The organism is Brevibacillus formosus (genome assembly GCF_003013405.1).
GTDB classification, from domain to species: domain Bacteria; phylum Bacillota; class Bacilli; order Brevibacillales; family Brevibacillaceae; genus Brevibacillus; species Brevibacillus formosus.
In genome coordinates this window covers 92,913-115,135 of record NZ_PXZL01000038.1, presented here as the reverse complement: position 1 = coordinate 115,135, position 22,223 = coordinate 92,913, and the positions used below count along the sequence as shown (strand labels likewise).

At 47.0% G+C, this 22,223-nt stretch carries 18 protein-coding genes and 1 pseudogene; 7 read left to right on the top strand and 12 right to left on the bottom strand.

The annotated features are described in order from the left end of the window. Positions 1 to 613: 613 nt before the first annotated feature. The 7 genes and pseudogenes from C7R91_RS27225 to C7R91_RS27195 form a co-directional block, all read right to left on the bottom strand. On the bottom strand, positions 614 to 1,837 hold the full coding sequence (locus C7R91_RS27225) for an amidohydrolase family protein (RefSeq protein ID WP_047070932.1): 1,224 nt from the start codon (positions 1,835 to 1,837) through the stop codon (positions 614 to 616). A gap of 37 nt (positions 1,838 to 1,874) precedes the next feature. Next, positions 1,875 to 3,446 carry a glutathione ABC transporter substrate-binding protein gene (locus C7R91_RS27220; protein ID WP_047070930.1) on the bottom strand — a complete coding sequence of 524 codons (1,572 nt, stop codon included), beginning with the start codon at positions 3,444 to 3,446 and terminating at the stop codon, positions 1,875 to 1,877. A 104-nt stretch (positions 3,447 to 3,550) separates the two neighbouring features. Beyond that, a pseudogene (locus tag C7R91_RS27215) lies at positions 3,551 to 5,124 on the bottom strand (glutathione ABC transporter substrate-binding protein). An 888-nt stretch (positions 5,125 to 6,012) separates the two neighbouring features. Beyond that, positions 6,013 to 7,617 (bottom strand): glutathione ABC transporter substrate-binding protein, encoded by a 1,605-nt coding sequence (locus C7R91_RS27210; RefSeq protein ID WP_047070928.1) that lies wholly within the window; start codon positions 7,615 to 7,617, stop codon positions 6,013 to 6,015. Positions 7,618 to 8,101: 484 nt separating this feature from the next. After that, entirely contained in the window at positions 8,102 to 8,734 is a 633-nt protein-coding gene (locus C7R91_RS27205; protein WP_047070926.1) for a sterol desaturase family protein, read from the bottom strand. 25 nt (positions 8,735 to 8,759) lie between these two features. Continuing rightward, the gene (locus C7R91_RS27200) at positions 8,760 to 9,476 is read right to left on the bottom strand and encodes a GntR family transcriptional regulator (RefSeq protein ID WP_047070924.1); all 717 of its coding nucleotides are present in this window, start codon (positions 9,474 to 9,476) and stop codon (positions 8,760 to 8,762) included. A gap of 185 nt (positions 9,477 to 9,661) precedes the next feature. Further along, positions 9,662 to 10,735, bottom strand: a complete 1,074-nt coding sequence (locus C7R91_RS27195; RefSeq protein WP_047070921.1) for a branched-chain amino acid aminotransferase — start codon at positions 10,733 to 10,735, stop codon at positions 9,662 to 9,664. Between the two features lie 229 nt (positions 10,736 to 10,964). Here C7R91_RS27195 and C7R91_RS27190 point away from each other — a divergent pair, with 229 nt between their 5' ends. Further along, positions 10,965 to 11,747: an SDR family oxidoreductase gene (locus C7R91_RS27190; RefSeq protein WP_047070919.1), complete on the top strand. Its 783-nt coding sequence runs from the start codon at positions 10,965 to 10,967 to the stop codon at positions 11,745 to 11,747. Positions 11,748 to 11,803: 56 nt separating this feature from the next. Here the strand turns inward: C7R91_RS27190 and C7R91_RS27185 are convergent, their stop codons facing one another. Next, positions 11,804 to 13,273, bottom strand: a complete 1,470-nt coding sequence (locus C7R91_RS27185) for an amidohydrolase family protein (protein ID WP_047070917.1) — start codon at positions 13,271 to 13,273, stop codon at positions 11,804 to 11,806. Between the two features lie 285 nt (positions 13,274 to 13,558). Here C7R91_RS27185 and C7R91_RS27180 point away from each other — a divergent pair, with 285 nt between their 5' ends. Beyond that, a complete protein-coding gene (locus tag C7R91_RS27180) occupies positions 13,559 to 14,800 on the top strand; it encodes an amidohydrolase family protein (RefSeq protein ID WP_083995111.1) in 1,242 nt (413 codons plus the stop codon). Positions 14,801 to 15,110: 310 nt separating this feature from the next. Here C7R91_RS27180 and pdxR read toward each other — a convergent pair whose 3' ends face one another. Further along, a complete protein-coding gene (gene pdxR / locus C7R91_RS27170) occupies positions 15,111 to 16,520 on the bottom strand; it encodes a MocR-like pyridoxine biosynthesis transcription factor PdxR (protein WP_047070913.1) in 1,410 nt (469 codons plus the stop codon). 102 nt (positions 16,521 to 16,622) lie between these two features. Here pdxR and C7R91_RS27165 point away from each other — a divergent pair, with 102 nt between their 5' ends. Genes C7R91_RS27165 through C7R91_RS27155 form a run of 3 tightly spaced genes read left to right on the top strand, consistent with a single transcriptional unit; the run spans position 16,623 to position 18,657 of the window. After that, the gene (locus tag C7R91_RS27165; protein WP_047070911.1) at positions 16,623 to 17,246 is read left to right on the top strand and encodes an FMN-binding negative transcriptional regulator; all 624 of its coding nucleotides are present in this window, start codon (positions 16,623 to 16,625) and stop codon (positions 17,244 to 17,246) included. Positions 17,247 to 17,279: 33 nt separating this feature from the next. Further along, on the top strand, positions 17,280 to 17,918 hold the full coding sequence (locus C7R91_RS27160) for a LysE family translocator (RefSeq protein WP_047070909.1): 639 nt from the start codon (positions 17,280 to 17,282) through the stop codon (positions 17,916 to 17,918). Positions 17,919 to 17,946: 28 nt separating this feature from the next. Beyond that, entirely contained in the window at positions 17,947 to 18,657 is a 711-nt protein-coding gene (locus C7R91_RS27155; RefSeq protein WP_047070907.1) for a B3/B4 domain-containing protein, read from the top strand. Positions 18,658 to 18,710: 53 nt separating this feature from the next. On the opposite strand, the gene C7R91_RS27150 is transcribed toward C7R91_RS27155, so the two are convergent. Both C7R91_RS27150 and C7R91_RS27145 read right to left on the bottom strand, forming a co-directional pair. Then, positions 18,711 to 19,085 (bottom strand): nuclear transport factor 2 family protein, encoded by a 375-nt coding sequence (locus tag C7R91_RS27150; protein ID WP_047070905.1) that lies wholly within the window; start codon positions 19,083 to 19,085, stop codon positions 18,711 to 18,713. Between the two features lie 23 nt (positions 19,086 to 19,108). After that, the gene (locus C7R91_RS27145) at positions 19,109 to 19,567 is read right to left on the bottom strand and encodes a LysR family transcriptional regulator substrate-binding protein (RefSeq protein WP_052773413.1); all 459 of its coding nucleotides are present in this window, start codon (positions 19,565 to 19,567) and stop codon (positions 19,109 to 19,111) included. Between C7R91_RS27145 and C7R91_RS27140 the strand changes: the two genes are divergently transcribed. Together C7R91_RS27140 and C7R91_RS27135 are read left to right on the top strand one after the other, a co-directional pair. Continuing rightward, positions 19,536 to 19,904 carry a LysE family translocator gene (locus C7R91_RS27140; RefSeq protein ID WP_052773412.1) on the top strand — a complete coding sequence of 123 codons (369 nt, stop codon included), beginning with the start codon at positions 19,536 to 19,538 and terminating at the stop codon, positions 19,902 to 19,904. The two genes, C7R91_RS27145 and C7R91_RS27140, sit on opposite strands and share 32 nt — an antisense overlap. A 197-nt stretch (positions 19,905 to 20,101) precedes the next feature. Continuing rightward, on the top strand, positions 20,102 to 20,944 hold the full coding sequence (locus C7R91_RS27135) for a DUF92 domain-containing protein (RefSeq protein ID WP_047070903.1): 843 nt from the start codon (positions 20,102 to 20,104) through the stop codon (positions 20,942 to 20,944). A gap of 55 nt (positions 20,945 to 20,999) precedes the next feature. On the opposite strand, the gene C7R91_RS27130 is transcribed toward C7R91_RS27135, so the two are convergent. Next, positions 21,000 to 22,220: an MFS transporter gene (locus C7R91_RS27130; protein WP_047070900.1), complete on the bottom strand. Its 1,221-nt coding sequence runs from the start codon at positions 22,218 to 22,220 to the stop codon at positions 21,000 to 21,002. Positions 22,221 to 22,223 lie beyond the last annotated feature (3 nt).

Here is a 22,223-nt window from a genome sequence, read left to right as displayed (position 1 = left end):
AAAGGGGTGAAGACTTGAATGACGGGAGCCGCTTCAAAAGTGGTAGTCTCGAAGATGTATTCGCACGTTGAAGCTAAAAACGCTCCCGTCATTCATCCCTCCGCTCGGTCGGGCTCCAGAGGCGCTATGACTGGAATCACGCTTCTTGGATGTAGTTTTTGCTGATTTTCCGATCTGTATATGAGCGGCAAGAAGAAAATGATTGAAGGTTCTTGATGATTGTCCTTCTATAGCATTCTGATGAATGGATCTGATATGAAAATCTTTTATGGTTAGTTAAGTAATTTTCATCATCTTGTATTGCCTTTCAAGATGTTACTAAAGCTACGCCGGAAGAAGTGCATTTCCAGTCCAAGCGCCTCTGGAGCCCAACTCAGCGTAGGAATAAATGGGGGGAATTTCAGCTTTTATTACATACAAAAACGCATTCGCGTTTTCTGGTTTGAAGCGCTCCCGCCATTTATTCCGAAGCGGACAGTCAATCCCCCTTGCTGGGCGGAGGCCGAAGCGTAGACTGGAAATGCACTTCTTCCTTCACTACGGCTACTTTTATTAACAAATGAAAAACCGACCTCCCAAGAAGCCTTGAAAGATCGGATCACTCTTACTATCTTTATGATTGTTTCTGCCAAACCATCTTGCCCGTGAAAACCACCGCTTCCTTCGGAGATTGTCTAGCCACAGCCTCGGCGGAGCATTTGGCACGGACGAAAACCGCATTTGCCTCATCTCCGACTTTCGGCCAAACCTGATTCCCGGCTTGGTCCAATGGAGTCACGCCACCTGTAACGAATCCCAGTGCACGCGATAGAGATCGCTCATCGATCCACCGGAACCTTTCAGCCAGACGGTTTGCTTTTTGCAGCATATCTCCGGTTCCAAATGGGTCCCAGTGATCGGTGATGTTGTCATTGCCCAAACCAACATGGACGCCTTTGGCATGAAGCAAAGGAATCGGGATGGTCGGCATATCAATAGGGACTGCTGACATGACAGAGATTTGCTGTTCGGCAAAAAGCTCCGCGACCTCTTCTGCCACAGCAGTCGGAACCTCTCCTAGCCCGTAAGCATGGCTGACAGTGACTCGACCTTGCCACCCCGCATCCTTCGTCATCGCAGCCAGTTTCTTCATAATATAAACACCCAGATGTCCGGGCTCGTGCAAATGAATGTCCACATCCGCATTCGCATCCACCGCTATGTCCATCATCGTATCTAGAGATTTCTCAATATTATCGTCAAACGTGGCAGGATCGACACCACCGACGAGGCCGGCTCCATGCTTCATTGCCTCGCGAACGAGGGAAACAGAATCACTGCGCAGCAAGCCATGTTGGGGAAACGCGACAATTTCCCAGGAAAGTTTTTCACGGTAAGTTGTCAATGCCTCCAATGTGGCTTCCAGGTTTTTCAGCCCAATGACCGGGTCAATGTTGCAATGCGTCCGAACGTGAGTAGCTCCGTGTGATTGCACTAACTCCAGCAGCTTTTCTGCACGCTCACGGGCGACGGGAAGCTGGCGGGGAAGCAGTTCCTGCTCTTGCTCGATTCGAAAAAAACGATTGGGAGCAGGAAGAACAGCTTGCCACGGACCGCCATAAAATGTTTTGTCCAAATGAATGTGCATTTCCCGGAAAGAAGGAAGCATCAGCAGGCCTTGTGCATCCCACACAAATACCCCATCTGGTATACCTAGCGAAGCAGGTACGATCTTCTCAATGCGACCGTCTGTGAGCAAGACGTCAAAACGCTCCGTCTTTGTTCCCGTCACGATGCCATTCTCCTCTGTATAACCACATTCCAGACTCGCATTTTTGATCCACAAGCTTTCTTTCATGCTCTGTCTCCCATCCTTTTCTCTCTAAATGTTTGCGTTATTCGATCGTAATGCCGTTGATCATCATATACCCAGAAGGGCTTATCCAGAAGCCTTTGATGTTTTTGCCGACTGCTGCGATATGCTCAAGATTGCGGATCGGGACGATTGGTGCTTCTTGCTTTTCAATCTCCAACACCTTCGCATAGATTTGCTTGCGTTTTTCCGTATCCTGCTCACGGCGCCCCTCTTCGATCAGCTTGTCCACTTCTTTATTCACGTAGAACGTTGTGTTTCCGCCTTTGCCCAAAGAGCTGGAGTGGAACAAATTGTACTGGTTGTAGTCAGCGTCTCCAGTGGCATTGCCCCAGCCGCTGATGAACAGCTCTGTTTCACCGTTGTCTTCTGCATCCAAATAGGCTCCATACTCAAGCACTTTTACCTCTACTTCAATGCCGATCCCCTTTAACTGGGACTGGATTACTTCCGCAGCATTAATCCGTTCCTTGCGATCTCCTGTCCACAAGGTTGTCTTGAATCCGTTCGGGTAGCCTGCTTCTTTTAACAGGGCCTTCGCCTTGTTCGGATCGAACTCGTATCCTTTTAAGGCCCCATCGTATCCAAGAACCTTCGGACTTATTGCGGAATTCGCTTTCGTTCCGACATCGTTGTACACACCTTTGATGATCGCATCGGTCTCAATCGCATAGTTGATTGCCTGGCGAACACGGGCGTCGTCAAACGGTTTTTTCTTGGTGTTGAACCCAATGAAATCTGTCCCCAAACCTTCTGTCCGGTACAAGCTCATATGAGGGGAATTACTGACGCGGTCAATTTCTGTCACCGGCAATGGTTCAGCGATGTGCGCCTCTCCCGTCTCCACCATAGCTACGCGGGTCGTGTCCTCTGGTACGACTTTGAAGACGGCCTTCTTGAATTTTACCTTTTCGCCCCAGTAGTTGTCATTTTTCACGAGTACGATCTCTTGGCCTGGTGTCCACGATTCGAATACAAACGGTCCTGTACCGACGGGATGTTTGTTCAGATCCTTGCCGTATTGCTCAATCGCTTTTGGGCTAATGATGCTGCCTTCGTGGTTGGCAAGGATCGACAGCAATGGGGAATACGGGTAGACTAGCTTGAAATGCACAGTGTAATCATCCACTACTTTTATTTCCGAAAGCATCTTAAACTGAGACGCGCGTGGAGAGGCGACCTTTTCATCGAGAACGCGTGCGAATGTTGCTTTCACCGCTTCGGCGTTAAACGGCGTACCATCGTGGAAATTGACTCCCTGACGCAGCTTGAACTCCCAGGTGACATCGTTCAACTGCTTCCATTCCGTGGCTAGCATCGGTTTGAACGCCATGTTATCATCCCGCTGTACAAGACCTTCATATACTTTGTGATGGACCACACTCGCTGCATTGATCGCTGAAATAAAGTGCGGATCAAGATTGTTTGCGTCAGACTGCCGTGCAATCACCAGCGTCTGATCTGTTGCCGGAGCTTCCTTCGCAGTCGGAGCCCCTGCCGCACCTTGCTCAGTACCCGATGAACAGCCTGTAAGCACGAGGCCAACGCTCAAGATACCTGTCAGCATTGAACCTAGCATCTTCTGTTTTTTCACTAGACTCGCCCCCATTTTTATTCTTTCTTTATATAATCAATCAGCATAGCTCATTCCCAATGGACGAAGCTATGCTGATCATGAAGCACTTTTTTTGCTGAAAATTATGGCAATGTTACATCGTCGATCTCAATGTGTCCTGCTGGGCTGATCCAAACTCCTTCTACACCTTTTTGAACCGCTGCGAGGTTTTCTGAGAAGCGGTACGGTACCATTGCCGCTTCGTCCATTTCGATTTGCTGTGCTTTTTCGTAGATTTGCTTTCGTTTTTCTTCGTCTTTCTCTTTGCGGCCCTCATCGATCAGCTTGTCCACTTCCGGATTGCTGTAGAAAGCATGGTTGCCGGCTGCCCCTTGCGACTTCGTGTGGAACAGATTGTATTGGTTGTAGTCTGCATCGCCTGTGGCATTTCCCCAACCGCTGAGGAACAATTCTGTTTCGCCTTTGTTTGCTGCTTCAATATAAGCACCGAACTCCAGCACTTTCACTTCCAAATCGATATTGATTTGTTTCAGCTGTTGCTGTAGCACCTCTGCCAAGCTAACTCGTGCCTTGTTATCATTTAAGTAAATAGTTGCTTTGAAGCCGTTCGCGTATCCAGCTTCCGCCAACAGCTTTTTCGATTTTTCCAGATCGTAAGGCAAGTCTTTTACATTCGGGCTGTAACCAACCATGGACGGGGTAATGGAGGAATGAGCAACCGTCCCCACATCGTTGTAGACCCCTTGAAGGATGGTTTTCTTATCGATCGCATGTGCAATCGCTTGACGAACGCGCACATCATCGAACGGCTTCTTCGAGTTGTTAATCCCGATATGATCGCTAGCGAAAGCAGGGTAACGGCCAAGTGTCATACTCGAAGATTTTTTCACCCGATCGACTTCTGTCACTGGCAATTGCTCAGCTATATGCGCTTCTCCTGTCTCGACCATCGCGAGTCTGGTCGTATCCTCTGGAACGGTCTTGAAGACGACTTTGTCCAGCTTCGGTTTGTCGCCCCAATAGCTATCGTTTTTCACCAGGACGACTCTTGACCTGGTGTCCATGATTCGAATTTGTAAGGACCTGTTCCGGTTGGATGCTTGGTCAAATCTTTCCCATACTGTTCAATCGCTTTTGGTGACAAAATTCCCCCCTCTGCACTGGCTAGCACGGACAAGAGCGGTGCGTATGGATAGTGAAGGATGAATTGAACCGTTGTATCATCCACGACCTTTACTTCTTTGATTGCCTCAAACAAATTGGCGCGGTTAGAGCCTACTGCCGGGTCTTGGACACGAGCAATCGTCATTTTCACAGCTTCCGCATTGAATGGCGTGCCATCGTGGAACGTCACTCCGGAACGAAGCTTGAACTCCCATGTCACATCATCGAGCTGCTTCCATTCAGAAGCGAGTGAACCTACATATTTGCTTTCTTTGTCCATCCGAATAAGACCCTCGTATACCTTGTGATGAATGATAGCAGCGGAATTGATTTGCGTTAGAAAATGTGGATCAAGGTTGTTCGCATCAGACAAACGGGCGATGACAAGTGTCCCGCCTTCTTTGCCAGCTGGTGATGAAGCATTGGTTTGCCCTGAAGAATTTGCCTCAGGTGCTTGTGAGCAGCCTGCCAACGCTGTAGAAACCGCAACGGTCATGGCAAGCAGCGTCTGGAAAAAGCGCGTCTTTTTCATGTAGTGATCCCCCTGTTTTGTGAGAAACGTCTCAACGTTTTTCATCAATGTTGATGTGACCGCTTGCGGTCAAAAAAACGGTCGTGACCGCTTGCGGTCAAAAAAACGGTCGTGACCGTTTTTTGCGCCAGATGCACTTGAATATTTTGACCATTCGCGCATATTTCATTTTACCCACTATTCTGGCATTGCATTTTCACTCTCTTTACTTGTATTTTCACTTTCTTTACTCTTTTTTTCACTTTTTCTACTTTCATGCGAATTATGCAATAAAAATAGAGTTGGAGTATATGTTGCTGTAGTGGTGTGGAGGAAACAGGAGAAAACGCTCAGCTTCTAGGGCCCCCCCCCGCGGGATTGACTGCCCGGCTCCATGAAAAAAAGCGAAACCCGCGTCCAAAGTCGTCCATTCAGGAAGTATCTCAGAGGTGGACGCTAAAAGCTTGTTTCTCTTTTTTCCATTGCGCCTTGGTCGGTGTCCCTAAGATCTTCGCTTATTTCTCCTGTTTCCTCTACGAGCTTTCCGTGTGATCCGATTTTTTAATACCTGAAAAGCTTGAAGAACCTCATGAGTTACGACAGAGAAGAATATTTCCAGACGTAGCGACTTGTGGAGTCCTACACAGCGAAGAAGGGGTTCGCGGGCAAAAGAAACGCAACGTGCGCGCGCTACGAAGCGGCTACCACTTTTGCGTTTCCCCGCGAATCCCTTCGGAGCGGACAGTCTCAGCCCTCAGCAGGACGGAGCCTGGAGCCTAGACTGGAAATATTCTTCTCCCCACCGCAGCCACAATACTGGCTTCGCCAAGATTTTTGGTGAAGCCTTCCTACCCACTTATCTACTAAAAAAGACCCTCTCCATTTGGTGGAGAAGGTCTCTAGCTCCTGCTATTGAATCGTGACTTGGCTCACATCAATGTACCCGGATGGACTGATGTATACACCCTGTACATTTTTGGCAATGGCTGCGAGGTTTTCACTGCTGCGGAATGGCAGCAACGGCACCTCCTCCATCTCGATTTGCTGCGCCTCTGCGTAGATTTCCTTGCGCTTCTCTGGATCTTTCTCCTTACGACCCGCTTCAATCAGCGCATCGACTTTCGGATTATTATAGAAGGAATGGTTGCCCGGCACACCTGCTGATGTACTGTGGAAAAGGTTGTACTGGTTGTAATCTGCATCCCCGGTCGCATTGCCCCAGCCACTAATGAACATTTGCGCTTCCCCTTTTGCCGCCAATTCCAGATACGCGCCGAACTCCATCACTTGAATCTGCAAGTCGATGCCGATTCCCTTCAGCTGGGATTGCAGCACTTCTGCCACATTGATCCGTGCTTTGTTGTCATTGAGATAGATGGTTGCCTTGAATCCATTGGCGTAGCCTGCTTCAGTGAGCAATTGCTTCGCTTTGTTCAAATCGTATTCCGGCGTTTTAATATTCGGGCTGTAGCCGATGACTTTTGGACCTAATGACGAGATGGCTACTTTTCCGACATTGTTATAAACCCCTTTAATAATCGCTTCCTTATCGATTGCATGGGCGATGGCCTGACGGACGCGAACATCATCAAAAGGCTTTTGCTTGACGTTCATCCCGATATGGTCAACTGCGAATGATTCGAACCGTCCCAAAGACATGCTCTGCGAGTTCTGTACCCTTTCCAGTTCTGTGACCGGAAGCTGCTCTGCGACATGAGCTTCACCTGTCTCTACCATGGCTACGCGTGTCGCATCCTCAGGAATAGTTTTGAAAACGACTTTTTCCAGCTTCGGTTGGTTGCCCCAATACTTCTCGTTTCTCACCATGACGATTTCTTGTCCAGGTGTCCATGATTCAAAGATGAAAGGCCCCGTCCCTACTGGTTTCTTGGACAACTCTTTGCCAAATTCCTTCATCGCCTTTGGACTAATGATGCCACCCTCGGCACTCGCCAGTACGGACAGGAGCCCTGCGAACGGATAATGTAAAATAATTTCTACCTTCGATGGATCGATGATCTTCACTTCTTTAATCATGCCAAACATGTTTGCTTTCGGAGTCGGATTGTCTTTATCCAAGATACGATCGATCGTCTTCTTCACGGCCTCAGCATTGAAGGGCTCCCCGTCATGGAAGGTAACACCGTCACGCAGTTTGAACTCCCATGTGACGTCGTCTTTTTGCTTCCATTCCTTTGCCAAAAGAGGTTTGTACTCGCTATTCCGATCCATCATGACCAGACCTTCATAGAGCTTGTGCTGCGTCACTGCCATGGAATTAATCTGGGTACTGAAATGCGGGTCCAAATTATTCGCATCGGACAAGCGCGCAATAATCAGGGTACCGCCTCCACCCGCTGCGGCAGATGAAGACGCGGGGCTAGTCGAAGCTTGATTGGAGTTGGACGCGGAGTTCGTCCCATTGGATGTCTGACTGCCACCACAGCCTGCCAAGACTGTGGAAATCAAGACAGACAGGGCGAGAATGGAGCCGAGCATGTGCTTCTTCTTCACTGTGAATGCCCCCTTGTTCTGGATGATAGAATGAAAAGAATATGACATGACTAAATATTACTAATTTTCTCACTATTAATCTTTTCAATATCTTTACCTTTCTTTTCACTTTCTTTACTATGTCGTTTTTGAATGTTAAAAATAACTCTATTGAAGGTGCCTACATAGTGGAGAAGAAGAAAAAGCACAGGTCTCTTCGACTCTGACACGCCCGCAAGGGGGATTGACTGTCCGTCTCCACTTAAAAAAGGGGACCGTCGAGCCAAAGCCACCCTACGGGCGGAAGTTTCTCAAAGGAGAAGTGTTCGACAAGCGTGGTCCCCTTTTTTAAGTTCCGACTGGGTAGGCGTTGTCAAGGTCTGCGAGCCCTGTGCTTTTTCTTCTCACCAGCTTTGACGTTTATCGATAGCTTTTAGATCTTAGGAAGAAAAAAAACACCCCTCAAAAAAGGGATGGCCATGCAAAAGATTTCAAAATATGCCATTTACAGTTCAACATCTTTGTCCCACCGTCTTTCCAGATCCCTCACGGTTGAACTTTTCGCGACATCCTGTTCATTCTTGTAAGTTCCCAGCATGACGTCAAAAACAGGGCTGGTAACACCGTACCAATAATGTTCATTTTTGAAGTGATGCCAGAGATGGAGCTTTTTCATCCAGCGCCCCCATGGAGATATGGGCTGAACCGGACGATGGGCGATATAATGCGTCCATTCATAAAATAGCAGAAATCCTATCACACCTGTAACAAAGGCATTGGTCACAATCACGTCGGAAGTTAGTAGATAACAAATGGCTCCGGTTCCTGCAATGAGCGGCAAGCTGTACCACACGGGCAAGAACAACAGATGCAAGTTGTTGGGATCGGCGTGATGATCGTAATGTAAGCGCTTTAACACGTGGAGAAAAAATGGGTTTCGCGGCGGTTTAAGGTGAAAGATAAATCGATGAATCAAGTATTCGCTTGCCGCATATCCAATCATCCCCGCAACGAGTGCCGCCCATGTTTCCAATACGTACCATTCGGAAAGAGTGAAAGACAAGCTAATCAGGAATAGAATGCTCATGATGAGGATATCCGGAAACGTAAAGAATTCCTTCAGAAACTTTGGCTTCAACAGAACGCCCTCCTCTTGTGTTCCTTCACTTGTCTTGTTCCAACACGGTTCGGTTTCTCCACAGCTCCAAACTTTTTTCCATTGCCTTTCTGGCTACACACTCTGCTTCGATGACATCTCCCTGTAAAGCGACGTTCAACAGTTCATGGTAATAGTGCCAAGATGCTTCGCGGTGTTCCGGGATGGAAAAATACCTTCGCGCCATTTTTAGGTAAAAGGAATCAAAACTGTTTACAATCAGTAAATAGATAGGATTTGGGGAAAGTCTCGTCAAATTTTTCTGAAGCTCCCAGTCAAACACTGCATAAGAATCAGCATCAGGGTTCAGTTGATCGAGATTGGCAAGCAATGCGACTACCTTCGGCTGATGAGCAGCAACCGCGTTACGAATGTAAACAGGCGCCAACGATATCCGCAGTTCCAGCAAGTACGAAATAAACTCATCCGTAACATCGTCGTGGTTTTGAATGATATGGACAAGGGTCATTATGTTGCCTTGATGCCAATAATCGTTGACAATTGCCGGATGTCCTTTCCGCACAGTGATCCAGCCATCTCTTTCCAAGCGTTGCAGTGCTTCTCTAACGGTTGGCCGACCTACCCCGTAGTACTCTGCCAACTCCCGTTCCGGTCGCAGTGTACTTCCTGTAGGATACTCTCGGGTCAAAATTGCCTTGATTAATTTCAGTTCAATTTGATCCGACGACCGTTCTTTCTTTCCCCCTTTTTTCTCCAAAGTCATGATCGCCTCCCTGCGCTTCTGGTCCTACAACAAATTTTTATGGTATTACCACAAAAGGTAATATTTTACACACCCCTTGTCAAGAGGTGAAATACTTGGACTTACCAGTACCTGCGCGAAATTCAAAAAAAGCATAGCCCTCTCCCGAAAAAGAGAAGGCTATGCCTCTTGTTTTACTGGCGTGATTATTCTGTCACTTCTACCGACCAGCCAAACTTGTCTACACGCTCACCGTACTGGATTCCTGTCATCTCTTCGTACAGTTTCGTCGTCAATTCCCCTGTTTTTTCACCGTTAATGATCATCTGATGTCCGTTCCAGTTCAGATCGCCAACTGGGGAAATAACAGCCGCTGTTCCGGTACCGAATGCTTCCTCCAGATCACCGTTGACGTAAGCGGTATGCAAGTCTTCCATGGAAATCCGCTTCTCTACGACTGGAATTCCCCAGTCCTTGAGCAATTGGATGGTCGAGTCTCTTGTGATACCCTCCAGGATGCTGCCGTTCAATGCCGGGGTCCACACTTCCCCTTTTACCTTGAAGAACACATTCATGCTGCCTACTTCTTCAATATATTTATTCTCTACGCCATCAAGCCACAGCACTTGCTCATAGCCTTTTTCTTTTGCTTCCACTTGTGCTTTCAGACCGCCTGCGTAGTTACCTGCCACTTTCGCGTTTCCTGTTCCGCCTCTTACGGCACGAACGTAGTTGTTTTCTACATAAATTTTCACCGGCTGCATGCCACCCGCATAGTACGCTCCAACTGGAGAGAGCACGATCACCAATTTGTACGTATACGAAGCGCGCACACCAAAGCATGGCTCTGTCGCGATTACAAAGGGACGAATGTAGAGAGACTGTCCGCTTTCTGTTGGAATCCAATCTTTATCTACTGCCACCAGCTGCTTCAATGCCTCGACCATGAATTCCTCGTCGATCAACGGCATGCTCATACGCTCCAATGAACGGTTCATACGCTTGAAGTTTTGATCAGGACGGAACAACCGAACCTTGCCCTCTTGGTTGCGATAAGCTTTCAAGCCCTCGAACACAGCTTGCCCGTAATGGAACACCATTGCTGCCGGGTCCAATGTCAGCGGAGAGTAAGGGACGATTTGTGGATCATGCCATCCTTTACCTTCTGTATAATCCATGGTGAACATATGATCGGTAAAATGAACACCGAACCCCAGCTTGTCAGAAGCTGGTTTCTCTTTTTTCTGTTCTGTCCGGGTAATCGTTAACTGACACTCCATCTTCTACATCTCCCTTAGTATGAAAACCACGATTTGAAACTTCCTATATATACAAAATAGCAACAATTTTGCATGATTTCCAGCGTAAGTTTCTCCTACCCCTACAATTTCTGGTTATTTAGCGAAAACTTCGCAATAATTTCGTGATCGATTTTTTTCTTCGTAGGCAGGATGACGGGAATAGGTATCCCGAAAAGAATGGATAGTGGCAGAATGAGGAGGGATATGTATGACCACAAAACTTCGCTTGCACGGAAAAATTGCCATCGTAACAGGAGCCAGCCGCCTTCAAGGGATTGGGGCTGCAATCTGTAAAATGCTGGCCTCACATGGCGCCGATATTTTCCATACGTATTGGACTGCCTATGACCAATCCATGGCTCATGGGATTCAAAAGGATGAACCCGCCATCTTGCAGGAAGAAATCAGACGCTGCGGAGTCAGATGTGCCGGGATCGAGATCGACCTGTCACAGCCCGATGCCTACAAAGAGGTGCTCGACGCAGCTACAGCACAACTGGGCGAACCAAGCATCCTCGTCAACAACGCTTGCTACTCAACAAATGATGGCTACGAGGCACTGGATATTGCCAGCTTGGACGCACATTATGCTATCAATTTGCGGGCAACAACGATGCTCAGTGTGGAATTTGCCCGTCGCTTTTCTCAACAACGCGGAGGCAGAATCATTAACATGACTTCAGGTCAATCCAAAGGCCCGATGGTCGGTGAGATCGCGTATGCCGCAACAAAAGGAGCCGTGGATGCCCTGACGGCTACACTTGCTGCCGAAGTAGCTACGCGAGGGATTACGGTCAACGCTGTAAATCCTGGGCCCACCGATACAGGCTGGATGAACGACGAAATCAAGCATTACCTTTTGCAGCAATTTCCATTCGGGCGGATCGGACAGCCCGAGGATGCTGCACGTCTGGTCGCTTTTCTGGCAAGTGACGAAGCGGAGTGGATTACGGGACAGATCATGCATTCCGAAGGCGGGTTCATACGGTAAATGAAAAAAGCACAATCCGCCGTTTCTAGCAGATTGTGCTTCTTTTTTTGTTCTGGCTATAGTTTGCTCACGATTGGGAAAGAAGGCTTGAACAGCTCTTTTTCGCCCAACTGTTGATAGTCTCGCTCGACGTAGCCCAGACGCATTTTGTCAAAGTAACGCTGTCCCTTTGCTTTGATCTCTTCCAGATCAACTCCTGGTATGAGGCGGTCTTTCATTACGGTGCGTCCAGCAATGATGGAGAGCTTTACATCACGGCCTGAGCCACACGTGATGATCGTACGGATTGGATCATCAACCGCACCCATGTGGAAACCATCCAGATCGATGGCAATCATATCTGCTTTTGCCCCCGGCGCCAATCGTCCCAGATCATCTCTGCCGAGGAAACGTGCGCCTCCCAATGTCGCTGCGCGGTAAATATCCGCGTAGCTGGAATCTGCGACATCGCCTTCCACCAAACGGGAGAGCATGCTGGCTGTGCGAATGTTTTGGATGAAGTCAGGCGGGAACGTATCGGTTCCAATCGCGATGTTGACCCCACGACGCTTGTAACGGGCAAACGATTCGAGTGCCTCACCGTGGCGGCCGACTACGAGCGGGCAATGAATCACGGTCGTACCTGTCTCTTGCAGGAGCGCCAAATCGTCTCCCTCTCCGAATTTCGCCTTACTAAAGCCTGGAATGAAATGGGCGTGCGGAATTGCTGTTTTCTTTCCGAGGAAGCCAATCTCATTCAGGAACTGAATCGGGGATTTGTTGTGACGACGATGGATTTCCGTATATTCATAAAGACCTTGCGCGGCATGCAGACGGATCGGACATCCGAGCTCCTCGCTGTAGCGCTTTGTGTTGATCAGGCTCTCTACAGATTGTGTCTCGATTCGCTCTGGCGCCAGCATTCCCCGGATGAGTCCGTTGTGAGCCCCATCGAAATCTTTGACAAATTGGACAGCCCGCTCCAAACCTGCTTGTCCTTCCGCTTCGTTCCACAGTACTTCGATCTCTCCATTTGCCTTCACGACACGCATGCCAGACTGATAGCTTGGCCCCATGTACATACGCAATCCCAAGCGTCCTGCATGATCGGCTGCGGCTGCCAGCTCCTCATACGTTTCCGCCCAGCGCTTGTAGAAAACGGATGTAATCGGCATCGCAGTCGTTACCCCATTTAGAATCAGCTGGCTGTAGGCGTAAAGGGATTTGAACGCCTCTTCCTCAGGGGTCATTACCTCATGACAGCCTTTGCGGTAGTAGTCTTCCGACCAGAGCATGTTTTTGTTTCGAGCAGAAGCTTGCTCCAGATGCACGATGTCGTGATCAATGTCACCCAGCGCATTCAGGTCAATGAAGCCCGGACTGACTACTGCATTGCCCGCATCGATCACTTCATCTACCTCGCCATCAAAATCGTGCCCTACATACACAATGGTGTCATTCTCGTAAACGACTTCCCCATCTTTGATAATCACATGATCGTCGCCGTCAAAACCGATGACATATTTTGCAGTTATTTTCTTTTTCATGATGATCCTCCCCATTCTTTCTCGTTCCGGCTTCTCCACTCCATTTGCATCCTTCGTCATCATAGGAAATATTCTGTAAAATTTGTTTCAAAACCTTTACGTATATTTGCACAATCTTTACTCCTTTTCGAAAACAAGGAAGATTCCACACAATACGTAAAGATCATGCAAAAACTAGTAAAGAAGATGAACAACCCTGTTCGAAATATTCACTACAATTAATTAGAGACAGCTAGATTGGACTCTCATCCACTACATGCAAGATAGAGAAAGGGCTGATTTCTAGTGATGCAAGCTTTTTGGTTAACCAATGTTCGTCTCGATAAAGGATTTGAAACAGGAGACGACGGGGTCTTTCACACAATCTCAGAAATCTGTCATTTGAAGATCGAAGACGGCAAAATTGCAATAATCGTCTCGGCGAACGAACCAATCGACACCACTTTACCGCAAGAAGATGCAAAAGGTTTATTAGCCCTCCCCTCTTTTGTTGAAAAGCATAATCATCTGGATAAAACGTATGCGGGCGCAACCTGGAAATCCTGCCTCCCTCCGAAAAAACTGATCGATCGCTTGGAGTTCGAAGCAAAAGAAATGCCGCTGATGACCGGGACGACCAAAGAGCGCGCACAAGCGATGCTCCAGCTCCATATCAAAGGCGGTGCCACACATGTGCGCACACACGTCAACATCGATCCATACATCGGGCTGAAAAACCTGGAGGGTGTTCGTGCAGCACTGGAAGAGTACAGCGATCGCCTGACGTATGAAATCGTTGCCTTCCCGCAGCAGGGGCTCCTGCGCACACAAGCAAGCTCCTTGATGAGACAAGCGATGAAGGAAGGCGCAACACTGGTTGGGGGCTTGGACCCGGCTGGGATCGATAATGAGTTGGAAGGCTCCTTGCGTGAAATGATGGACATTGCCGTGGAAGCAGATGCGGATGTCGATATTCACCTGCATGATCCAGGGACACTCGGCTTCTATACGATCAAAAGACTGCTCGATCTGACCGAGGAAGCTGGCTGGCAGAACCGGATGGCGATCAGCCATGCCTTTGCGCTCGGAGATGTGTCGATGGAGGAAAGCTCGGACATGGCGGATCGATTGTCCCAGCTGGGAACGATGATCATGACGACCGTTCCGATTAATCGGGCGATGCCACCTGTTCCGATGCTTCATGCCAAAGGTGTACAAGTCGCACTTGGTTACGATGGATTCTACGATTCGTGGTCGCCATATGGTACAGGCGATATGCTGGATAAGCTAAACCGTCTGGTCGAGCGCTACCGTTGGGTCGATGAGAAATCATTGGTGCAATCCTTGTACTTCATCACCGGAGGAAAAACAACGCTCGATAAAAATGGCAACCGTGCATGGCCAAAGGTTGGCGACGTGGCAAGCATCGTGTTTGCCGAAAGCTCCTGCTCTGCGGAAGCGATTGCGAGAAAATCTCGTCGGGCTGCTGTTATGTTTAAAGGGAAAATTGTGCATGGTGCTTTGGAGAGAATGGAAGAAACAAAATAATCAGTTAGACAAAGAAGGCTTCGCTGATTTTTCAGGGAAGCCTTTTTTTGTTTTGGTCTAAATCGAGCCTTTGGTGGTGGGAGAAAAAAGAAGAAAACACTCAAGTTCTTGGGCTACCTGCTATGGGGTCACCCCTGCCCAGCTCCATGGAAAAAAAGAAACCCGCGTCCAAAGTCGCGCCTCTGCGAAGTATTTCAGAGGTGGACGCTAAAGGCAGGTTTCTTTTTTTCCATTGCGCTTCGGTTGGTATCCCAAAGACTTTCGCTTATTTCTTCTTTTTTCTCCTACCAGCTTGGGTGTTTGTTCGGGCTTAAAAGCTTGAGCTATCGAACCCGTCATGTTGTAACCAAGCCTTTGTTAAGAGCTTTACACCAAGCTGAATTTCATCAGTTGATAAATTACTGAAACCAAGTTTGACGATTGGGTGATCGGTTTTGTTTTTTATGAAGAAGAGTGAAGTCGGATAGACTTTAACTCCATGAAGGAAGGCTTGTTGAATGAGCCATTCTTCTGAACGTTCCAGATGTACTTTGACTAATACGTACAAACCTGACTGCTCCCCGATGATAGAGATATGATGTTTGAAATGATTCCTTAATTCACAAACAAATTGCTGCATTTTTCGTTTATAAACAAGACGCATGCGTTTAATATGGCGATTCCATTCCCCTTCCTCCATAAATTTCGCCATGGCGAATTGGCTAAGGAGTGAAGTGGGGCTCTCAAAATGTGCGAATTGATTTTTATAAAAGTTGATCAGTGGCTGTGGCAATACCATATAACTTAAACGAATCCCCGGCAGAAAGCATTTCGAGAAATTTCCGAGATAAATAACTCTCGTTGAATCGATGGAAGCGAGAGCCGGAAATGGTTGTTGGGTATAGCGATATTCACTGTCATAATCGTCTTCGATAATATACCCTTGCCTATTTTCTGCCCAATGGATGAGTGCATGCCTTTGTTGAATGGGCATACTTACCCCATATGGACTGTGATGGGACGGCGCCACATAAATCAATCGTGATTTCATTTGTTCTAAGTGTGAAAAATCAGCACCTGTCTCATAAACGGGTAACGTTTCGAGTGTAAAACCATTTAATTGAAAAGCCTTCCTAGCGCCATCATAACCAGGGTCTTCCACAATCACGCTGGAAAAATCATGTTTCAAGACAAGACCGAGATACACAAGCATTTGTTGGGTACTACTGCCGATAATGATGGCATCTGGTTCTGTTTTCACTCCACGAGACTGGAGTAAATAGGCTGCGATCTGCTCGCGTAGGCTCCTTTCACCAAAAGGTTCTCCGTACCGAAAGCTGTCCTTTTCCGTTAATACTTGATTCGAAATCCTCCGCCACGTTTTTAAAGGGAAATGCGATTGATCGACGACGTCTGCGCGAAAATCAATCCGTACAGGTGGTACCGGCTCTGTTTGCTTGTGAGTAGAAGAGCTGCGGACCTCTTGAAATAAAACGGGCTCTAACTCATTTACAAAATAACCTTTTCGGCCCTCTCCACGAACATACCCTTCAGCAACAAGCTGTTCATACGCCATTAATGTTGTATTACGGCTTACATGTAAGGAATCTGCAAGTTGACGAATGGAGGGCAGTGGCTCGTCCGCCTTAATATCGCCTTGTTCAATAAATGACTTAAATTTCTCGTAGATTTGTTTGTATTTAGGAGAGTTATCCTTGAATGTAAAAATGGTATTTTTCATTTGCACCCCTTCTGACATGTATATTTGTTTGTTATTGTATCTTTTTTTATGTCAGTTTGTATCATACCCTTGGATTACATTCAAGTGGAAAGGGTGGTTACTATGTACATTCCTAAGCTATATCGTATGGAACATGATGAGGCAGTTCAAACGATGAAGGCTAACCCGTTTGCCCTATTGATTACGGTTGATGAACATCGCCCGTTGGCTACGCATATCCCGTTGGAAATTCGTGAAGAGGAAGGGAAAATCTATGCGACTGGGCACATTGCATACGGAAACATGCAGAAGAAAACGTTGGATAACAACAGAGATGTTTTGCTGATTTTTCAAGGACCGCACGCTTACATTTCGTCAAGCTGGTATGAGAGTGAACAGGTTCCCACATGGGACTATCTCGCTGTACATGCGTATGGGACAGCACGTATCCTCACGAAGGATGAAATGAAGTCGGCTTTGGATTCTATGCTGACACACTATGAATCTCACCGAGAAAATGGTCGTCTCTGGGATACATTTGATCCTGAATTGCTTGAGAGAGAAATGAAAGGAATCGTTGGTTTTGAAATTGAAATCACCTCGATTCAAGGGGCAGCCAAAATGAGCCAGAATCGCAACAACACCGATTATCAATCGATTGTGGCAGAGCTTGAAAAATCAAATGATCAAGGAGAAATTCAGGTTGCTCAGTGGATGCGCGAGCAACGGAAAGAGTTATTTAAATGATCAACCTATAGATACAGCAAGGAGTTGCTTCTTATGGAGTTTTCAACGATTTGGCTATTTGTCATTGCCGCTGCTACGCTGTTAATCATACCTGGACCAGCTGTGTTCTATATTATGGCAAGAAGTATCGATCAAGGGAAGCAAGCAGGCCTGATTTCAGTCCTAGGTGTGGCTCTTGGTGGCTCTGTACACGTTTTAGCTGGAGCAATCGGCGTTTCTGCGATCCTTATGACATCAGCAACAGCTTTCCATATCGTGAAATACTTGGGTGCTGCTTATCTTATTTATTTGGGGTGCAAGACTTTATTTTCTAAAGCTGATAGCACGTCTTCTGAAATTCCAAAAGCCCCTCGCAAAAAATTACGAAAGATTTTTTACGAATCAGCGCTTGTTGAGGTAATGAATCCCAAGACAGCACTCTTCTTTTTAGCCTTCTTTCCGCAATTCATATCACCTACTGCTGGATCAGTTTCCGTTCAATTTTTGCTTTTAGGAACGATATTTATTATCCTCGCTTTTGTCAGTGATGGTCTGTATGCCGTTCTTGCAGCAAGTATAAGAAAGCGGATTGTGGGTAGTACGGCGAGTGCAAAGGTAATGAATCGGATCACTGGTTATTTCTATATTGCTCTAGGGATTTTCTCTGCCTTTGCGAGCCCCTCCAAAACATAATTAGTGAAATGAAACGGAGAGATAAGTTATGTCGAGATTTATCATTGAAGATGATTTTTGGACGTTATTTCCTCATGCAAAAATAGGCATCGTGATTTGCCAGGGGATTGATAATTCAAGGAGGGACGTTGAAAAATATGAGAAGCTGCTTCAAGAAGCAGAGAAAGAAGCTCATAAATTTTTACATCTGGAGGAATTCAGCAGTAATCCTGTCATTTCCGTTTGGCGAGAAGCTTTTCAGAAATTCAAGACAAAAAAAGGGGCAAGGTGCTCCATTGAAGCTTTATTAAAAAGAGTGAAAAATGGCAATCCGATCGGAACCATAAACCCGCTAGTTGACATCTATAATTCCATTTCACTGCGTTATGGACTTCCGTGTGGCGGAGAAGATATCGACACTTTTGTAGGCGATATTCGGCTAACGCAAGCAGCTGGCAACGAACCGTTTATCCCATTGGGACAGGATGAAAATGCTTCGCCATATGAAGGAGAAATTGTTTATAAAGACGATGTCGGCGCTATATGCAGATGCTGGAATTGGCGTGAAGCTCAGAGGACGATGCTAACCGAAAACACGAAAAATGCATTCCTCTGTATTGAATTAATCGATGAAACAAGAAGCGATGAATTCTATATGGCGCTTAAAGAATTGTCTGATTTCGTGCCACATCACCTTGGCGGTATGGTGAAAATGGAAGTGCTCGATATCTATCATAAGGAAATAAGTATCTTTGGTTAAACAACCGGCAGCCAAATACACTGGCTGTCGGTCTTAATGTTTATGAAACGATTTTAGAACATTCCATTCTCATTGGGGGAATCAGCCGGTATCGGTTGGCCTACATCCCACAGTTCGACGATTTGGTCGTTATGAAAACGGAAGATATGAACCACAGCTCCCCCAAGATCTTCTTGGTTTTGCCTCACATGAGAATGAACGGCAACCATATCCCCCTCTTCGATGGCACGTTTCACTTCGAGAATCTTATGCGGATTCTTTGCGGCGTTCTCTTCCATTGCGAGCATGAGAGAATGAGCATCGCCACGGAAATAGGGATTATGGTGACGGAAATTCGGACCTGTGTATCTTTGGTATGCTTCTCGCACATTCCCCGACGCTACCAGTTGCAGAAACGACACCGCATTCTCTTTGAGGGAAGTCTTCATAACAAATCATCCTTTCCGTCTATCTATGCCCAACTTTTTGCGTGTTGTAACGTTATCGCAATAAACTCCGTCATCGCCGGAGAAATCCACTTGTTTTTGTGATAGACGACTTGCGCAAAAATAGTAGGAAAGCTACTGTCACAGGGAATGATCTTTACCCTTTCTTGGTAGATTTCCTCTTTTACAGTCATCAACGGTAAACAAGTGATCCCTAGACCACTCCTTACACAACGCTTAATTGCCTCGATGCTCCACAGTTCCATCAGTTGAGAAAAGGCAAGCCCTCGTTCTTCCAGGTATTTTTCGAACATAGCACGATAAATACAGTCTTTCCCATTAGCAATGAAGACCTCTTTCAGCTTTTGATCACTATCGTTTTTACCTAGTGCATCCATTGGAGTGTCAGGACCTCCAACTACAACAACAGGCTCTTCCTTTAGAGGATACACAATGAAATTCGGATCACGTAATTCTGGCAGCATGAGCCCCTTCCTTTTTGGAATTATTACCGGGTTTATTATTCTTGGTGTAGCCACCTCTCTATTAACGACGAGTCTTTATCAGTGGATTCCTACAGTAGAACCTTACTTTAAGGTCGTCGGTGCGGCGTATTTATTGTATTTGGCATGGCAAATTGTATTTTCAAAGAAGCAGAATCATCCTAATCCCGATAGCCAGTCTTCTTTCTTCTATGGGCTGTTTTTTCAAATCCTCAATATAAAAAGCATATTGTATTTTTTAACGGCCATGTCTACTTTCATACTGCCTTACCCCGATTCACAAACGGCTATGCTTTTTTCATGTGTGTATCTATACTGATAGGGTGCGCAGCTTTCTTATTGTGGGCCATATTTGGGTCGGCATTTAAAAAGGTTTTTGCCAAATACGATAAGGTAATCAATGTGGTAATGTGTTTGTTACTCATCTATTCTGTCATTACCATTTTTTAGAGGAGACCGCTCATCTTGCCTGCTGCGTTGAGGTATAATAGTTCAAAGCAAAGGGGGCAGGAAACTATGGAGTGGTTAATCGGTCTGGCCTGCAGCGCTGGGATTGCGGGGGCGGCTTATGTAAAACGATCGCTGTCTGGTTCCGGCTTTTTGGCGGCGGTGATACTCGGCACCGTGATGTACACACTCGGAAGCCCTATCTGGTTCGGCTCCCTCATCGCTTTTTTTGTCTCGTCCACCTTGTTATCCAAGTGGAAAAAGCACAAAAAGGAAGAGGCAGAGAGCGGTTATGAGAAAACGGGGAGACGCGATGCCGGTCAGGTACTCGCAAACGGCGGGCTCGGGCTCCTGTTATGTGTAGCAAATTGGGCGTGGCCCCATCCGCTTTGGTGGTACGCGTTCCTTGGCGTGATGGCGGCGGTCACAGCCGATACATGGGCGACAGAGATCGGCGGCTTGAGCCGGAAACCTCCGCGATCGATCAAAACGGGACAGCGTGTCCCGCCTGGCACTTCTGGCGGCGTTTCTAGCCTGGGCATGGGTGCTTCCCTTGCCGGTGGACTATTCATCGGCGGTGTAGCGTGGTTGCTGCTTGCGATACCTGGTCAACCCGCGCCGGATATGATCACACCTGCACCTAGACTGGCAGCTTGGATCGGCCTAGCAGGACTGGCGGGCATGGTAGGGTCACTGGTTGATTCGTGGATCGGTGCGACATGGCAGCAAATGTACCGTTGCAGGTCTTGCGGTCGTGAAATCGAGCAGGCTCGTCACTGCGGCAAGCCAGCCGTACGAATCCGTGGTCGCGCTGGTTGGAACAACGATGCCGTCAATGTCGCTGGATCGCTTGCAGGGGGTGCTTTCGCCGTATTATTGGCGCTGGCAATTGGCTTATCGTTTGATCGATAAAGAAAGAAACGGAAAGACTTCGTATCACCAAACGATACAGAGTTTTTCCGTTTCTTTATTTTGAGACACAAGTCTCGGCTATTTTCGTCACTTTCTTCGCGTTCTGTACCATTTTTGAGACACACGCCCAAAGGATGAGGCCCATTAGGAGAAATCCGACGTTCATGCTGATGACGCCTCCCCATCCGTATGCGGACCAAAACAATCCTCCGAGTGTTCCTCCTACACTTGAACCCGTATAGTAGAAAAACAAGTACAAGGAAGAGGCCTGTGCTTTGTTTTGTAAAGCAAGCTGTCCTACCCAGCTGCTTGCAACGGCATGCGCTCCAAAAAATCCAAAAGTAAAAAATCCAAGTCCTGCTATCTTCATCATAAGATTCGCTTCCCACGTCAAACAGACACCGATCAATGAAAGGAATAAGCTTGTAAATAACAGCCTTTGCTTACCATGACGATCTACTAATTTTCCGGTCCAGACAGAGCTAAACATTCCGATGATCATAATTAAAAATGTCCAACTTATATGTGTTGGGCTGAGTGAATAGGGCTTTTCGAGCAATACATAAGCGATGTAATTGAACAACGCTACATTACTTCCTAGAAGTAAAAAGCCGATGACAAATAAACAAATGAGACTTGGAGCCTTTAGATGGTCCATTAAAGACAGACCTAACTTTCTCATTACGAATGGGCGTGCTTTGAAATTTTGTGATGGTGGTAAGGTGTTCCAAAAAATCAGTGTGGCAACCAAACTGATGAGACCAATCCCTCCTATTGCGATCTGCCAGCCGAAGTAGTCACTCACCATTCCTGAGAAAACCCTGCCAAACACAGCCCCAATGGAGTTGCCGCATATATAGAGACCAATAGCCGCTCCCAGACTTTTGGATTCGATTTCTTCTCCAAGATAGGCCATTGCGATGGAGGGTAAGCCCGCCAATGAAATACCTTCAATCGTTCGCAATACCAGGAGAACATGAAAATTCGAACTGAATGCTGTGAGAATACAAAACACAGACGAAGCGAGCATGGAAACGATCATGATTGGCTTGCGTCCCCATACTTCAGACAACGAACCAAAAATGAGCATACTGACGGCAAGAACCATGGTTGTAATGGAGAGGGATAGGCTTGCTGTCGTTGGACTAACAGCAAATTGTTTTGAAAATTCTGGCATCACAGGCTGTACACAGTAAAGAATCGCAAACGTATTGAAACCAGCGGCAAAAAAAGCAAAGCTTGTCTTGCGGAAGAGTGGTGTACCTTGTTGTATCATGTG

Coding starts and splice junctions, on each gene's coding strand:
- C7R91_RS27225 (WP_047070932.1), bottom strand. CDS start 1,837: ATGAAAGAAAGCTTGTGGATCAAAAATGCGAGTCTGGAATGTGGTTAT.
- C7R91_RS27200 (WP_047070924.1), bottom strand. CDS start 9,476: ATGACTTTGGAGAAAAAAGGGGGAAAGAAAGAACGGTCGTCGGATCAA.
- C7R91_RS27195 (WP_047070921.1), bottom strand. CDS start 10,735: ATGGAGTGTCAGTTAACGATTACCCGGACAGAACAGAAAAAAGAGAAA.
- C7R91_RS27190 (WP_047070919.1), top strand. CDS start 10,965: ATGACCACAAAACTTCGCTTGCACGGAAAAATTGCCATCGTAACAGGA.
- C7R91_RS27185 (WP_047070917.1), bottom strand. CDS start 13,273: ATGAAAAAGAAAATAACTGCAAAATATGTCATCGGTTTTGACGGCGAC.
- pdxR (WP_047070913.1), bottom strand. CDS start 16,520: ATGAAAAATACCATTTTTACATTCAAGGATAACTCTCCTAAATACAAA.
- C7R91_RS27165 (WP_047070911.1), top strand. CDS start 16,623: ATGTACATTCCTAAGCTATATCGTATGGAACATGATGAGGCAGTTCAA.
- C7R91_RS27160 (WP_047070909.1), top strand. CDS start 17,280: ATGGAGTTTTCAACGATTTGGCTATTTGTCATTGCCGCTGCTACGCTG.
- C7R91_RS27155 (WP_047070907.1), top strand. CDS start 17,947: ATGTCGAGATTTATCATTGAAGATGATTTTTGGACGTTATTTCCTCAT.
- C7R91_RS27150 (WP_047070905.1), bottom strand. CDS start 19,085: ATGAAGACTTCCCTCAAAGAGAATGCGGTGTCGTTTCTGCAACTGGTA.
- C7R91_RS27140 (WP_052773412.1), top strand. CDS start 19,536: ATGAAATTCGGATCACGTAATTCTGGCAGCATGAGCCCCTTCCTTTTT.
- C7R91_RS27145 (WP_052773413.1), bottom strand. CDS start 19,567: ATGCTGCCAGAATTACGTGATCCGAATTTCATTGTGTATCCTCTAAAG.
- C7R91_RS27135 (WP_047070903.1), top strand. CDS start 20,102: ATGGAGTGGTTAATCGGTCTGGCCTGCAGCGCTGGGATTGCGGGGGCG.
- C7R91_RS27130 (WP_047070900.1), bottom strand. CDS start 22,220: ATGATACAACAAGGTACACCACTCTTCCGCAAGACAAGCTTTGCTTTT.